Source organism: Pseudomonas sp. GL_090 (assembly GCF_057837765.1).
In genome coordinates, this window is the sequence record NZ_CM174452.1 from 1393118 (window position 1) to 1406729 (window position 13612).

Below are 13612 nucleotides of genomic sequence, written 5' to 3' on the forward strand. Positions count from 1 at the left end.
CAGTCTACCGATCGGGATAGCCTGCCGCAGCGGCTTCCAGCCACTTCGGCAGGTCTCGACGCTTGATCTTTTGCGCCCGGGCACTCGCCAATCGTTCGAGCATGAAGGCTTTTTTCTGCTCGTCCTTGCCCGCCAACGCTAGCGCCAGGTCGCGGTCCATCCAGCGTTTGATCCGCACGTACAGCCACCAATGGAAGTACAAACCGGCAACAGTCGTGACGACGATGATAAAATAGTCCATTGAAATCCTTGGCCAGTGGGGCAGTTTTGCGAATTTGCCGCTACTGTGTGAGTTCGTGGAGGCGCCTTAACGGAGCCTGAATCAAACCAATTTTACCCGGGCGATGCCGTGACAGGCGTCAAGCGGCGGAGTTTAATGAACAACTGTTTCTTTGGAGTTGATGCTATGCGTAAGTCTGTTCTACTGGTTGCTTCCTTTTCCACGATGGCGATGTTGCTCACTGGTTGCCAATCGAGCCTGACCGGTGACTCCTATTCCCGTGACGAGGCGCGTCGTGTGCAGACCGTTCGCATGGGTACCATCGAAGCATTGCGCCCGGTGAAAATCGAAGGCACCAAAACCCCGATCGGCGGCGCTGCTGGCGCAGTGGTCGGCGGCGTTGGCGGCAGCTCCATCGGTGGCGGCAAAGGCAGCGTCGTTGCTGCAGTCATCGGTGCCGTGGCCGGCGGCCTGCTCGGTTCAGCCGCTGAAGAAGGCCTGACCCGCACCCAGGGCGTGGAAATTACCGTGCGCGAAGACGATGGCAGCATGCGCGCCTACGTTCAGGAAGTTCAGCCGAACGAAGTGTTCCGTGTTGGCGAGCGTGTGCGCATCGCCAGTGTGAATGGCACCAGTCGCGTTTCGCACTAAGCGCAAACACCGGATAAAAAAACCCGATCAGGTGACTGATCGGGTTTTTTGTTTTTCAGCTCAGGAGGGGCTTGATCGGCGCCAGGCGTTATTGCGGTTTATCAGGAGGTCAGCGCAGTGTTCTTGCGGCTGGCCATCGCCGTCACCACATAACCGATCAGCGCCGCCAGAATCGAACCGGTCAAGATCCCCATGCGGTCCATCCCGGCGAAATCACTCACGCCCGGCTCGAAGGCCAGCGAGCCTACAAACAGGCTCATCGTGAAACCAATGCCGCAGAGTATTGCTACGCCCAGTATCTGGCCCCAGTTGGCGCCTTGGGGCAAGGCGGCGATACCGGTTTTCACGGCCAGCCAGGTCAGGCCGAAGACCCCGACGGTCTTGCCCAGCAGCAGCCCGATGGCGATGCCCATCGGAACATGGTGAGTGAAGCTTTCGACGGTGACTCCGCTCAGGGACAGGCCGGCATTGGCAAAGGCGAACAGCGGCAGGATGCCGTAGGCGACCCATGGATGCAGGGCGTGTTCCAGGGTCAGCAAAGGCGAAGGTTCGGCATTTTTCGTGCGCAGCGGAATGCAGAAAGCCAGGGTCACGCCGGCCAGGGTGGCGTGGACACCGCTCTTGAGTACGCAGACCCAGAGGATCAGGCCGACGATCATGTACGGCCCAAGCTTGACCACACCGAGCCGGTTCATCCCGATCAGCGCCGCAATACAGGTCGCGGCCAGCGCCAGGGACAGGGTCGACAACGCGCCGGAATAGAAGATCGCAATGATGATGATCGCGCCGAGGTCGTCGATGATCGCCAGGGTCATCAGGAACAGTTTCAGCGATACCGGAACCCGTTTGCCCAGCAACGCCAGCACGCCAAGGGCGAAGGCAATGTCTGTGGCGGTCGGGATTGCCCAGCCGTTGAGGGCCGGTGGCGTGTCGCGATTGAGGTACCAGTAGATCAGCGCCGGCACCACCATGCCCCCAATGGCGGCGGCACCGGGCAGGACGATTTGCGACGGTCTGGACAACTGGCCGTCGAGGACTTCGCGCTTCACTTCCAGGCCGATCAGCAGAAAGAACAGCGCCATCAGGCCGTCGTTGATCCACAGCAGCAAGGGCTTGGCGATTTTCAGCGCGCCGATCTGGGCCACCACGGGGGTGTCCAGCAGGCCGTTGTACAGCCACGACAGCGGCGAGTTGTTGATAATCAGAGCCAGAACGGCAGCGGCGATCAGTAACAGACCGCTGGCAGCTTCCAACTGAAAGAAACGCGTGAAAGTGCTACGCAGAGGCAAGGTCGCTCTCCATCTGTGAATTCAAAAGGTGTTACACACTAACAAGTACTGTTAGTTGTTAAAACAAAAGTTATATTCTTTTTTGTTATATGTCGTTACAGACTGATCCCTCGGCACCGACCTGAGCCTAGCAGTTGCCGGGCGTATTGGATTTCAGCTGTACCTGTGCTGGACGCAGGATTTTTCCTAAGCTTGTTGGATGAGCCTTGTCATAAGGCCGACTCCTGCCCGATACAACGAGAAAACCATCATGAGCGACAACCGACAGTGGTCCCGCGAAGCGATCCGGATCATCGAAGCCGATTTCCAGCGCAGCGCCGACACCCACTTGATCCCCTTGCCGCTGCCGGGTTTTCCGGACATCGAGTTGTATTTCAAGGATGAGTCCAGCCACCCCACGGGCAGCCTCAAGCACCGCCTGGCCCGTTCGCTGTTCCTGTATGCGCTGTGTAACGGCTGGCTCAAACCCGGCGCGCCGGTCATTGAGGCTTCCAGCGGTTCGACGGCGATTTCCGAAGCGTACTTCGCGCGCATGCTGGGCTTGCCGTTCATTGCTGTGATGCCAGCGACCACGTCCAAGGAAAAGATTGCGCAGATCGCCTTTTACGGTGGCCAAAGCCATCTGGTGGACGATCCGACCCAGATCTACGCTGAGTCCGAGCGCCTGGCTCGTGAACACGACGGGCACTTCATCGACCAGTTCACCTACGCCGAGCGCGCCACTGACTGGCGAGCGAACAACAACATTGCCGAGTCGATCTTTCAGCAGATGCGCTTCGAACAGCATCCCGAGCCGAGCTGGCTGATTTCCAGCCCCGGTACCGGCGGCACCACAGCCACTTTGGGCCGGTACGTGCGTTATCGCCAGCACGGCACTCGCGTGCTGTGTGCCGATGCCGAGCGTTCGGTGTTCTTCGATTACTACCAGACCGGCGATGCCAGCCTGCGACTGGACCACGGCTCGCGCATCGAAGGCATCGGCCGGCCGCGGGTGGAGGCGTCGTTTCTGCCCAAGGTGATCGACGCGATGGTCAAAGTGCCGGATGCCCTGTCGCTGGCGGCCATGCACTACCTGGCGGAGCGTCTGGGACGCCATGTGGGCGGGTCGAGCGGGACCAACCTGATCGGCGCACTGATGGCCGCCCAGCACATGAAAGCGGCGGGGGAGACGGGGTCGATGGTGGCGATTCTGTGTGACAGCGGCGAGCGCTATGCCACGACCTATTACGATCAGGACTGGCTCAAGGCTCAGGGGTATGAACTGAGTGGTTTGATGGCGACGGTGGCGGCGACGGTGGAGCGGGGTGAGCCGTTGCCGGCGTCGGTGTTGCGCGCCAATATCTGAGATCTTTCAGACACTGAGTACCAATGTGGGAGTGAGCCTGCTCGCGATGGCGGATCAGCATTCAACAGTGATGTTGACTGATCTACCGCTATCGCGAGCAGGCTCGCTCCTACAGGGGATTTGCGTCAGGCTTCCAGGCCGAGGATGTCCCGAGCCACAGCCTCGGCAATGCGAATCCCGTCAACACCCGCCGACAGAATCCCGCCCGCATAGCCGGCACCTTCACCGGCCGGGAACAAGCCCTTCACGTTCAGGCTCTGCAACAACTCGTTCCGGGTAATGCGCAGCGGCGAGGAGGTGCGGGTCTCGATGCCGGTCAACACCGCGTCGTGCAGCGAGTAACCACGAATCTGCTTCTCGAACGCCGGCAAAGCTTCGCGAATCGCTTCGATGGCGAATGCCGGCAGTGCCCGCGCCAGATCACCCAGGGCTACGCCCGGCTTGTAGGACGGCTCGACGCTGCCCAGTTCGGTGGACGGTTTGCCTGCGATAAAATCGCCGACCAATTGCGCCGGCGCTTCGTAGTTGCTGCCGCCCAGCACGAATGCATGGGATTCCAGACGTTCCTGCAGCTCGATACCGGCCAGCGGGCCGCCCGGATAATCGACTTCCGGCGTGATGCCGACGACGATACCGGAGTTGGCATTGCGCTCGTTACGCGAGTACTGGCTCATGCCGTTGGTGACCACGCGGTTCGGCTCGGAGGTCGCCGCCACCACGGTGCCGCCCGGGCACATGCAGAAGCTGTAGACCGAACGGCCATTCTTGGCATGGTGCACCAGTTTGTAGTCGGCGGCGCCCAGTTTCGGGTGGCCGGCGTACTTGCCCAGGCGCGCACGGTCGATCAGCGACTGCGGGTGCTCGATGCGGAAACCCACCGAGAACGGCTTGGCTTCCATGAACACGCCACGGCCGTGGAGCATGCGGAAGGTGTCGCGTGCGCTGTGGCCGAGGGCCAGGATCACGTGTTTCGAGTGGATCTGCTCGCCGCCATTGAGTTCGACGCCGACCAGTTGGCCGTCTTCGATCAGCACGTCGGTGACACGCTGCTGGAAGCGCACTTCGCCGCCCAGGGCACGAATCTGTTCACGCATGTTTTCCACAACGCCAGTCAAACGGAACGTACCGATGTGCGGTTTGCTGACGTAGAGGATCTCTTCCGGGGCACCGGCCTTGACGAATTCGTGCAAGACTTTACGGCCGAGGAACTTCGGGTCCTTGATCTGGCTGTAGAGCTTGCCGTCGGAGAATGTCCCCGCGCCGCCTTCACCGAACTGCACGTTGGATTCCGGGTTGAGCACGCTTTTACGCCACAGGCCCCAGGTGTCCTTGGTGCGCTGGCGTACTTCGGTGCCGCGTTCGAGAATGATCGGCTTGAAGCCCATTTGCGCCAACAGCAGCCCGGCGAAAATCCCGCACGGACCGAAACCGACGACGATCGGACGCGCGCTCAGGTCGGCCGGTGCCTGGCCGACCGCTTTGTAGCTGACATCCGGCGCCACGCTGACGTTACGGTCATCGGCAAACTTGTGCAGTACCGACGCCTCGTCGCGAACTTCAAGGTCGATGGTGTAGATGAAGCACAGTTCGGAGGACTTTTTACGCGCATCGTAGCTGCGCTTGAACAAGGTGAAATCGAGCAGGTCATCGCTGGCAAGCCCTAAGCGCTGCACGATGGCAGGGCGCAGGTCTTCTTCGGGATGGTCGATCGGCAACTTGAGTTCGGTGATTCGTAACATGGCGGGATCCGGTTCGCGGGGCGCACAACTACGCCAGGGCGTTTGAAGCCCGCGATTATAAGCCGCAAAGGCGCAGGCCCGTGAGGCTTATACGATCAGTCGTCGCGCGATCCGCCGAAATACCCGCAGCCGCGCTGTACCTGACCGTCGATGCGCAACTCGGCGCTCATGTGCTGGATGCTGCCGGTGCTGCTGTCGACGCAACGTTGCGGTGCAACCCACAGTTCGATGTGCTGGTTGTTGGCTTCGGTGCTGAGGTTGAAACGGCCATCGCCCAATTGCTCCTCGACGTAAGGCACGGCCAACGGCGGCTGCCCGGCCCGGTCGAGGACCATGCCTTTGCCGCTGACTTTCACGCTCCACTCCGGGGTGTGGCCGGCGGCGCGCAGGATCAGCAGCTTGAAGTTCGGATCGTCGCACGCGTTGCCCGAGCGCTCGACGCGGTACAACTGCTCCAGATCGAGCTGGCCGTCACCACCGCTGCCGGCCACAACCCGTCCGCGCACGTCGGCAAACAGCTTGCCCTGCTTGTCCGCCAGGTTTGCGGCCTGCTGCAGGACGCTGGTACCGCCCGTGTCGTTGACCACGTAGCGGTTTGTCTGGTTGCACGGCTGGAACAGCAGTCTGCCCTCCGCCGCGGTCAACTGGCCTTGCATGCGTGTCTGGCCGACATGGGAGGCGCTCTGCCGTTCACCGTCGAACAACTGGCAAGCGGCAAACAGCGGAAGCAGGGCAACGAGGACTAAGGAACGGGCAACACGCATCTTGGGGTCTCCTGACAAGTGTCGCCACGTTACTCAGCCTGACCGTTCATCACAACCCGTTATCGTCTCCACGTTGTATTGGCGCTGATGCAGGTTGCGATTTTTTATCTTCAGATGTGAAAGGTCTGACCTGTTTGCAGGCCTTCCACGCTTTTGGCGTAGGCCAAAGCCACATCCGCCGCAGAAACCGGCTTGAAGCCACGGAAGTACGGCGCGTATTTGCCCATGGCTTCGACGAGGACGTTCGGGCTGATCGAGTTCACGCGCAAGCCGCGCGGCAGTTCGATGGCGGCGGCCCGGACGAAGCTGTCCAGTGCACCGTTGACCAGTGCTGCCGAGGCACCGCTGTAGATCGGATCGTGACTGAGCACGCCGGTGGTGAAGGTGAACGATGCGCGGTCATTGGCGAACTCGCGGCCGATCAGCAGCAGGTTGACCTGGCCCATGAGCTTGTCTTTCAGGCCCAGGGCAAAGCTCTCTTCGGTCATCTCATTGAGCGGTGCGAAGGTCACGTTGCCGGCTGCACATACCAGTGCGTCGAATTTGCCGGTCTGCTCGAACAGTTTGCGAATCGAGGCGCTGTCACTGATGTCCACCTGAAAGTCGCCGCTGGTGCGACCGATGCGGATGATTTCGTGGCGTTGCGACAGTTCCTTGTCGACGGCCGAGCCGATGGTGCCGCCTGCGCCGATCAAAAGAATTTTCATGGGGCTGATCCTCGTTGTGGGTTGAACGAGGCTTCAGTTTAGGGTGGTTTTTTCTCCAGATAAGCGCACTAATAGGCAACCTTTGGTTTTCAAATGGAAACAATCCATGAGCGAAATGGATGATCTTGCCGCGTTCGCGGTGTTGATCGAAGCGGGGAGTTTCACCCTGGCGGCGCAGCAGCTCGGTTGCAGCAAAGGCCAGTTGTCCAAGCGTATCAGCCAGCTGGAAGCGCAGTTTTCCGTGGTGCTGTTGCAGCGCACCACCCGCCGCTTGAGCCTGACCGCGGCCGGCGCTGCGTTGTTGCCCCAGGCCCAGGCGCTGGTGGTGCAAGTCGAGCGGGCGCGCCAGGCCCTGGCGCGTCTGAAGGACGACATGGCCGGCCCGGTGCGGATGACGGTGCCAGTGTCGCTCGGGGAAACCTTCTTCGATGGCCTGTTGCTGGAGTTCTCCGCCAAGTATCCCCAAGTGCAGATCGAACTGGAGCTCAGCAACAGCTACCGTGAACTGTCTCGCGACGGTTTCGATCTGGCGATTCGTTCCGACGTGGCCATTGACCAGCGACTGGTGGCGCGCCCGTTGCTGGCGTGGCAAGAGCTCACCTGTGCCAGCCCGGCTTACCTGGAGCAATACGGTGAACCGCAAACGCCCCTGGCGCTGGCCGAACATCGTTGCCTGCTCAACAGCCATTACAGCGGTCGCGAAGAATGGCTGTATCACCAGCAGCATGAGTTGTTGCGGGTGCGGGTATCGGGACCGTTCGCCAGCAACCATTACAACCTGTTGAAGAAAGCCGCGCTGGTCGGTGCCGGTATTGCACGCCTGCCGTCCTACTGTCTGCCAACAGAACTGGCCGACGGGCGTTTGCGATGGCTCCTGCGCGATTATCAGACCCGCAGCATGCCGATGTACCTGGTGCATCCTTATCAGGGTGGATTGCCCAAGCGCACGCAGGTACTGGCGGATTATTTGATGGGGTGGTTCAAGCGCAGTGGGGAAGTGTTGGATCGGTTGTAACGACCCCCTGTAGGAGCGAGCTTGCTCGCGAAGAACGTATAGACACCACGTTCATCCAGCCAGCCCCCGTCATCGTTAACGTCCATCGCGAGCGAGCTCGCTCCTACAAGGGATCTCATGGCGGGCATAAAAAAACGGCCTGTGAAGGCCGTTTTTTGTTTACCGCAAAGGCTTAGCCACCGAGGTACGCTTCGCGCACTTTCGGGTCGGTCAGCAGGGCTTCACCGGTACCTTGCATCACCACCCGGCCGTTCTCCAGAACGTAGGCACGGTCAGCGATTTTCAGCGCCTGGTTGGCGTTCTGCTCGACCAGGAACACCGTCACACCGTCCTTGCGCAGTTGTTCGATGATGTCGAAGATCTGCTGGATGATGATCGGTGCCAGGCCCAGGGAAGGCTCGTCGAGCAGCAACAGTTTAGGCTTGCTCATCAGCGCACGGCCGATGGCGAGCATTTGCTGTTCGCCGCCGGACATGGTGCCGCCACGCTGGGCGAAGCGTTCTTTCAGGCGTGGGAAAAGTCCGAGAACCTTGTCCATCTGTTCCTGATAGTCGCCCTTGGCGGTGAAAAAACCGCCCATGGACAGGTTTTCTTCCACGGTCAGGCGGGAAAACACCCGACGACCTTCCGGCACCACGGCAATGCTCTTGCGCATGATCTGCGAGGATTCCTGGCCGACCAGTTCCTCACCCATGTAGCGGATGCTGCCGCTGTGGGCTCGCGGCGAACCGCAAAGCGTCATCAGCAGCGTGGACTTGCCGGCACCGTTGGCACCGATCAGGGTCACGATCTCGCCCTGGCGGACTTCGACGTTGACGCTGTGCAGGGCCTGGATCTTGCCGTAAAAGGTGGAAACGTTTTCGAACTGCAGCATTTACGCTTCCCCCAGGTAGGCTTTGATCACTTCAGGATTGTCGCGGATCTGTTCCGGCGTGCCGTTGGCCAAGGGGGTGCCCTGGTTGATCACGACGATGTGGTCGGAAATGCTCATGACCAGTTTCATGTCGTGTTCGATCAGCAGCACGGTGACGTTGTGCTCTTCACGCAGCATGCTGATCAGCGCCTTGAGGTCTTCGGTTTCCTTCGGGTTCAGGCCCGCGGCCGGTTCGTCGAGCATGAGGATCCGTGGACGGGTCATCATGCAGCGGGCAATTTCCAGGCGACGTTGCTGACCGTAGGCCAGGGTGCCGGCCGGACGGTTGGCGAATGCCGTGAGGTTGACCTTGTCCAGCCAGTACTCGGCGAATTCCATGGCCTCGCGCTCGCTTTTGCGGAACGACGGCGTTTTGAACAGACCGGACAGGAAGTTGGTGTTCAGGTGACGGTGCTGGGCGATCAAGAGGTTCTCGACCGCGGTCATGTCCTTGAACAACCGCACGTTCTGGAAGGTGCGCACCACGCCCTTGAGGGCGATCTTGTGGCCGGGCAGGCCTTCGATGGCCTCGCCGTCGAGCAGGATGCTGCCGCCGCTCGGCTTGTAGAAGCCGGTCAGGCAGTTGAACACGGTGGTCTTGCCGGCGCCGTTGGGGCCGATCAGCGCAACCACTTGTTTCTCTTTCACGCTCAAGGCCACGCCGTTGACCGCCAGCAAGCCGCCGAAGCGCATGCTCAGGTTTTCTACTTTCAGGATCTCGCGGCTCATTTGCGCAGCTCCATGTGAGGACGTTGCATGGGCAGCAGACCCTGAGGGCGCCAGATCATCATCAGCACCATCAAGGCGCCGAACATCAACATGCGGTACTCACTGAACTCACGCATCATTTCCGGCAACAGGATCATCACCGTGGCGGCGAGCACGACACCCAGTTGCGAGCCCATGCCGCCCAGCACCACGATGGCGAGGATGGTCGCCGACTCGATGAAGGTGAAGGACTCCGGTGTCACCAGGCCCTGACGCGCAGCGAAGAAGCTGCCGGCGAAACCGGCGAAGCAGGCACCGAGGGTGAAGGCTGACAGTTTGATGATCGTCGGGTTCAGACCCAGTGCACGGCAAGCGATTTCGTCTTCACGCAGGGCTTCCCAGGCACGGCCCAGAGGCATGCGCAGCAAGCGGTTGATGACGAACAGGGCGAACAGCGCGAGGAACAACGCAACCAGGTAGAGGAAGATCACCTTGTTGATCGAGTTGTATTCCAGGCCGAAGTACTCGTGGAACGTCTGCAGGCCTTCAGCCGCTTTACGTTCGAAGGTCAGGCCGAAGAACGACGGTTTCTCGATGTTGCTGATGCCGTTCGGGCCACCGGTGATGTCGGTCAGGTTACGCAGGAACAGCCGGATGATTTCACCGAAGCCCAAGGTCACGATGGCCAGGTAGTCGCCACGCAAGCGCAGTACCGGGAAACCGAGCAGGAAGCCGAACGTGGCTGCCATCAGGCCGGCAATCGGCAGGCAGATCCAGAAGCTCAGGCCATAGTAATGCGACAGCAGCGCATAACTGTAGGCGCCAACGGCATAGAAACCGACGTAACCCAGGTCGAGCAGGCCGGCCAGGCCAACCACGATGTTCAGGCCGAGGCCGAGCATCACGTAGATCAGCACCAGCGTGGCGATATCCACCGCACCGCGAGAGCCGAAAAACGGCCAGACCAGGGCACCGGCGATCAACGCGATGATGATCCAGCGTTGAGTGGTCGGCAGGGTCAGGAAGTTGCTGACCTTGGCCGGGATCAGCGGCATGCTTGGCGAAGAGCGCCAGGCCGAGCTGATCTGCTGGTCGAACAGCACACGCAGGAACATCAGCACCGAGCACACCGCGATGGTGATCAGGGTGGCGTCGCTGGTGCCATGAACTTCGAGGTTGATGCCGACGATGGTCAGCTTCAGACCGAGCACCGGGTAGGCCACGGCCCACACCAGCAAAGCGCTGAACAGCGCCTGTTTAAGATTCCTAGTCATACTTTCTCAACCTCCGGACGGCCCAACAGGCCGGTTGGCCGGAACAACAGCACCAGAACCAATAGACCGAAAGCCACGACGTCCTTGTACTGGTCGCCGAAAATGTCGGCACCAAAGGCTTCCGCTACCCCAAGCACGATCCCGCCGAGCATGGCGCCGGGGATGCTGCCGATACCGCCCAGTACCGCTGCGGTGAAGGCCTTGAGGCCGACGAGGAAACCGGCGTTCGGGTTGATCACACCGTACTGCATGCTCAGGAGCACGGCGGCGATGGCCGCCAGTGCAGCACCGATGACGAAGGTCAGGGCGATGATGTTGTTGGTGTTGATACCCAGCAGGTTGGCCATCTTGATGTCTTCGGCGCAGGCGCGACAGGCGCGACCCAGGCGAGAGCGGGAGATGAACAGGGTCAGGCCGAGCATGGCGACCAGGGTCACCACGAACACCACGATTTGCATGTAGGAAATCAGCACTTCATGTGCGCCACCTGGCCCAAAGGCAAAGTTGCCCGGAATCAGGTTGGGGATGGATTTGTCCTTGGAGTCTTGCGCCAGCAGAACGGTGTTCTGCAGGAAGATCGACATGCCGATGGCGGAGATCAGCGGGATCAGACGGTTGCTGCCGCGCAAGGGGCGGTAGGCGATCCGTTCGATGCTGTAGCCGTAGGCACTGGTTACAACGATGGTGGCGAGAAACGCGGCGGTCATCAACAGCGGCACGCTGTCGAGTCCCAGCATGGCCAGCCCGGCGATGGCGATGAACGCCACGTAGGAGCCAATCATGTACACCTCGCCGTGGGCGAAGTTGATCATTCCAATGATGCCGTAAACCATCGTATAGCCGATGGCGATCAGGGCATACGTGCTGCCAATGGTCAGGCCATTAACCAGCTGTTGGAAGAAGTGATAGATGTCAGGCATTACAGCGCTCCTAAAAACCTGATACGCATTTCACTGGTGGAGTCATTTTCCCGCCCGGGCCCCGTGGATCTGCATCCACTTCGAATCCGGGGTTTGCCAGCGAACCGCTGATGACGGTTTTGAGATTTTCAGGTGGGGAGACTGGCGGATCACGCCAGCGCGGCCCAGATACGTTCGTAAAACAAAGCCCACGGCACGCCGTGGGCTTTGTTGGCAGTCAGTCAGGCAACGCCTTACTGAGGCTTGGCTTCAGTTTTTGGTTTGCCGAAGTGCCACTCGTAAACCACGAACTTGAAGTCTTTCAGGTCGCCTTTCTCGTCGAAGCTCAGATCGCCGGTAGGCGTCTTGAAGGTGCCGGCGTGGATGGCTTCAGCCACTTTGGCGGAGTCTTCGGACTTGGCAGCCTTGATACCGTCGGCGATCACGGTCACAGCCGAGTAGGCCGGGAACACGAACGGACCGCTCGGGTCTTCTTTCTTGGCTTTGAACGCATCAGCCAGGGCAACGTTGGCCGGATCCTGGTCGAAGGATTTCGGCAGGGTCACCAGCAGGCCTTCGGAAGCGTCCTTGGCGATCTGCGAAATGGAGTCGTTACCCACGCCTTCCGGACCCATGAACTTGGCTTTCAGGCCTTTTTCCTGGGATTGACGCAGGATCAGACCCAGTTCCGGGTGGTAGCCGCCGTAGTAGACGAAGTCGACATTGGCTTGCTTGAGCTTGGCAATCATCGAGGAGAAGTCTTTGTCGCCGGCGTTGACGCCTTCGAACACGGCGACTTTCACGCCTTTGCCTTCCAGGGTTTTCTTCACGGCGGTGGCGATGCCTTCACCGTATTGCTGTTTGTCGTGCAGAACAGCAACGATCTTCGGTTTTACGAAATCGGCAATATAGTTACCGGCGGCAGGGCCCTGGGCGCTGTCCAGACCGATGGTGCGGAACACCATTTTGTAACCACGGGCGGTGATGTCCGGGCTGGTGGCAGCCGGGGTGATCATGATCACGCCTTCGTCTTCGTAGATGTCCGAAGCCGGTTGAGTGGAGCTGGAGCACAGGTGACCTACCACGAACTTGACGCCGTCGTTGACGACCTTGTTCGCGACGGCCACAGCTTGTTTCGGATCACAGGCGTCATCGTATTCAACGGCTACGAGTTGCTTGCCGTCTACGCCGCCCTTGGCGTTGATTTGCTCGATGGCCATTTTGGCGCCACTGAACTGCATGTCGCCGTATTGGGCTACAGGGCCGGTTTTAGGGCCGGCGATGCCGATCTTGATGGTGTCAGCTGCGAACGAATGGCTGGCAACCCCGGCCAGAACCATAGCGGCAAACAGTTTGGAAATCTGCTTAGTAGCCTTAGTCATAGTGCTCCACTCTTACTGTTGTAGTTTTTATAGTCCTGGCGCCGAAAGCAGCAGAACCGGGTCAGATATCTGCGACATTCCCCGGAAAAGTCCCTCGGCAACTGTACCGGTACAGTGTAGAGCGCCGATTGTCAGCCTGGGAAGGCGGCGCCGGGGGACAAAACCTGCAAGTGTCGCTTTATTGAAAGTAAAAGACAGAATTGCGGCGGGGTGTTGAGGGGCTTATAGCCATATTCAGTGCATTCCCTGGCTTTCCTGCGCTTTTCATTTCGGTCACTCAATTGCATCCGGGTTTTTCTGCCAGACCACCGACGTTATCATCTACGTCGATTTCTTTTCCGGACAGTCCCATGAATCAAGAACCTAGCACCCTCTATGCCAAGCTGCTTGGTGAAACCGCATCTATTACCTGGAAAGAGCTGGAGCCGTTCTTCGCCAAGGGTGCCCTATTGTGGGTCGATCCTGGCATGGATCTGATCGCCGCCGCCGAGGCCGTGGCCCAGGATGAAGGGGAGAAAGTGGCTGCCTGGCTGGCCGCTGACAAGCTCGGCAAGCTGTCTGAAACACGGGCGCTGGATCTTTTTGAGCGTGATCCGCAGCTGTGGGCCGTGGTTGTTTCGCCGTGGATTCTGATCCAGGAAAGGTCGCAGGCTTAAAGGTTGCACCTCAATGGTGCGCTTCTTTCGGAGGGAAAAGTGTGTAGCCG

At 59.9% G+C, this 13612-nt stretch carries 14 protein-coding genes; 4 read left to right on the top strand and 10 right to left on the bottom strand.

Going from position 1 to position 13612, the window contains the following annotated elements:
* Nucleotides 1–4: 4 nt before the first annotated feature.
* Entirely contained in the window at nucleotides 5–241 is a 237-nt protein-coding gene (locus AC3ITA_RS06125) for a hypothetical protein (protein WP_056720840.1), read from the bottom strand.
* Between the two features lie 165 nt (nucleotides 242–406).
* Here AC3ITA_RS06125 and AC3ITA_RS06130 point away from each other — a divergent pair, with 165 nt between their 5' ends.
* Entirely contained in the window at nucleotides 407–871 is a 465-nt protein-coding gene (locus AC3ITA_RS06130; protein WP_007992400.1) for an outer membrane lipoprotein, read from the top strand.
* Nucleotides 872–972: 101 nt separating this feature from the next.
* Here AC3ITA_RS06130 and nhaA read toward each other — a convergent pair whose 3' ends face one another.
* Nucleotides 973–2160: a Na+/H+ antiporter NhaA gene (nhaA, locus tag AC3ITA_RS06135; RefSeq protein ID WP_095943932.1), complete on the bottom strand. Its 1188-nt coding sequence runs from the start codon at nucleotides 2158–2160 to the stop codon at nucleotides 973–975.
* 247 nt (nucleotides 2161–2407) lie between these two features.
* On the opposite strand from nhaA, the gene AC3ITA_RS06140 reads away from it, so the two are divergent.
* Nucleotides 2408–3505, top strand: a complete 1098-nt coding sequence (locus tag AC3ITA_RS06140) for a PLP-dependent cysteine synthase family protein (protein WP_172435347.1) — start codon at nucleotides 2408–2410, stop codon at nucleotides 3503–3505.
* Nucleotides 3506–3630: 125 nt separating this feature from the next.
* Here AC3ITA_RS06140 and AC3ITA_RS06145 read toward each other — a convergent pair whose 3' ends face one another.
* From AC3ITA_RS06145 to AC3ITA_RS06155, 3 genes are all read right to left on the bottom strand, one after another.
* Nucleotides 3631–5244, bottom strand: a complete 1614-nt coding sequence (locus AC3ITA_RS06145) for an NAD(P)/FAD-dependent oxidoreductase (RefSeq protein WP_150673127.1) — start codon at nucleotides 5242–5244, stop codon at nucleotides 3631–3633.
* 95 nt (nucleotides 5245–5339) lie between these two features.
* Nucleotides 5340–6008 carry a COG3650 family protein gene (locus AC3ITA_RS06150; protein WP_489279755.1) on the bottom strand — a complete coding sequence of 223 codons (669 nt, stop codon included), beginning with the start codon at nucleotides 6006–6008 and terminating at the stop codon, nucleotides 5340–5342.
* A 110-nt stretch (nucleotides 6009–6118) separates the two neighbouring features.
* Nucleotides 6119–6715 (bottom strand): short chain dehydrogenase, encoded by a 597-nt coding sequence (locus AC3ITA_RS06155; RefSeq protein ID WP_489279757.1) that lies wholly within the window; start codon nucleotides 6713–6715, stop codon nucleotides 6119–6121.
* A gap of 106 nt (nucleotides 6716–6821) precedes the next feature.
* On the opposite strand from AC3ITA_RS06155, the gene AC3ITA_RS06160 reads away from it, so the two are divergent.
* On the top strand, nucleotides 6822–7730 hold the full coding sequence (locus AC3ITA_RS06160) for a LysR family transcriptional regulator (protein ID WP_489279759.1): 909 nt from the start codon (nucleotides 6822–6824) through the stop codon (nucleotides 7728–7730).
* A gap of 172 nt (nucleotides 7731–7902) precedes the next feature.
* Here the strand turns inward: AC3ITA_RS06160 and AC3ITA_RS06165 are convergent, their stop codons facing one another.
* The 5 genes from AC3ITA_RS06165 to AC3ITA_RS06185 all read right to left on the bottom strand — a co-directional run bounded on the left by AC3ITA_RS06165 (nucleotide 7903) and on the right by AC3ITA_RS06185 (nucleotide 12906).
* Nucleotides 7903–8604 carry an ABC transporter ATP-binding protein gene (locus AC3ITA_RS06165; protein ID WP_095945384.1) on the bottom strand — a complete coding sequence of 234 codons (702 nt, stop codon included), beginning with the start codon at nucleotides 8602–8604 and terminating at the stop codon, nucleotides 7903–7905.
* Complete coding sequence (livG, locus tag AC3ITA_RS06170) at nucleotides 8605–9372, bottom strand: high-affinity branched-chain amino acid ABC transporter ATP-binding protein LivG (RefSeq protein ID WP_095945385.1); 768 nt, start codon at nucleotides 9370–9372, stop codon at nucleotides 8605–8607.
* Complete coding sequence (locus AC3ITA_RS06175; RefSeq protein WP_489279760.1) at nucleotides 9369–10625, bottom strand: high-affinity branched-chain amino acid ABC transporter permease LivM; 1257 nt, start codon at nucleotides 10623–10625, stop codon at nucleotides 9369–9371. The genes livG and AC3ITA_RS06175 overlap by 4 nt, the downstream gene beginning before the upstream one ends.
* Complete coding sequence (gene livH / locus AC3ITA_RS06180) at nucleotides 10622–11545, bottom strand: high-affinity branched-chain amino acid ABC transporter permease LivH (RefSeq protein ID WP_008052916.1); 924 nt, start codon at nucleotides 11543–11545, stop codon at nucleotides 10622–10624. The genes AC3ITA_RS06175 and livH overlap by 4 nt, the downstream gene beginning before the upstream one ends.
* A gap of 233 nt (nucleotides 11546–11778) precedes the next feature.
* On the bottom strand, nucleotides 11779–12906 hold the full coding sequence (locus AC3ITA_RS06185; protein ID WP_095945386.1) for a branched-chain amino acid ABC transporter substrate-binding protein: 1128 nt from the start codon (nucleotides 12904–12906) through the stop codon (nucleotides 11779–11781).
* Between the two features lie 350 nt (nucleotides 12907–13256).
* On the opposite strand from AC3ITA_RS06185, the gene AC3ITA_RS06190 reads away from it, so the two are divergent.
* The gene (locus AC3ITA_RS06190) at nucleotides 13257–13562 is read left to right on the top strand and encodes a DUF2288 domain-containing protein (protein WP_095945387.1); all 306 of its coding nucleotides are present in this window, start codon (nucleotides 13257–13259) and stop codon (nucleotides 13560–13562) included.
* The last annotated feature ends 50 nt before the right edge of the window (nucleotides 13563–13612 follow it).

Excerpts from the sequence above, each read along its gene's own strand:
- AC3ITA_RS06190 (WP_095945387.1), top strand. The coding sequence starts at position 13,257 with ATGAATCAAGAACCTAGCACCCTCTATGCCAAGCTGCTTGGTGAAACC.
- AC3ITA_RS06145 (WP_150673127.1), bottom strand. The coding sequence starts at position 5,244 with ATGTTACGAATCACCGAACTCAAGTTGCCGATCGACCATCCCGAAGAA.
- AC3ITA_RS06155 (WP_489279757.1), bottom strand. The coding sequence starts at position 6,715 with ATGAAAATTCTTTTGATCGGCGCAGGCGGCACCATCGGCTCGGCCGTC.
- AC3ITA_RS06185 (WP_095945386.1), bottom strand. The coding sequence starts at position 12,906 with ATGACTAAGGCTACTAAGCAGATTTCCAAACTGTTTGCCGCTATGGTT.
- AC3ITA_RS06150 (WP_489279755.1), bottom strand. The coding sequence starts at position 6,008 with ATGCGTGTTGCCCGTTCCTTAGTCCTCGTTGCCCTGCTTCCGCTGTTT.
- AC3ITA_RS06130 (WP_007992400.1), top strand. The coding sequence starts at position 407 with ATGCGTAAGTCTGTTCTACTGGTTGCTTCCTTTTCCACGATGGCGATG.
- AC3ITA_RS06165 (WP_095945384.1), bottom strand. The coding sequence starts at position 8,604 with ATGCTGCAGTTCGAAAACGTTTCCACCTTTTACGGCAAGATCCAGGCC.
- livG (WP_095945385.1), bottom strand. The coding sequence starts at position 9,372 with ATGAGCCGCGAGATCCTGAAAGTAGAAAACCTGAGCATGCGCTTCGGC.
- livH (WP_008052916.1), bottom strand. The coding sequence starts at position 11,545 with ATGCCTGACATCTATCACTTCTTCCAACAGCTGGTTAATGGCCTGACC.
- AC3ITA_RS06125 (WP_056720840.1), bottom strand. The coding sequence starts at position 241 with ATGGACTATTTTATCATCGTCGTCACGACTGTTGCCGGTTTGTACTTC.
- AC3ITA_RS06175 (WP_489279760.1), bottom strand. The coding sequence starts at position 10,625 with ATGACTAGGAATCTTAAACAGGCGCTGTTCAGCGCTTTGCTGGTGTGG.
- AC3ITA_RS06160 (WP_489279759.1), top strand. The coding sequence starts at position 6,822 with ATGAGCGAAATGGATGATCTTGCCGCGTTCGCGGTGTTGATCGAAGCG.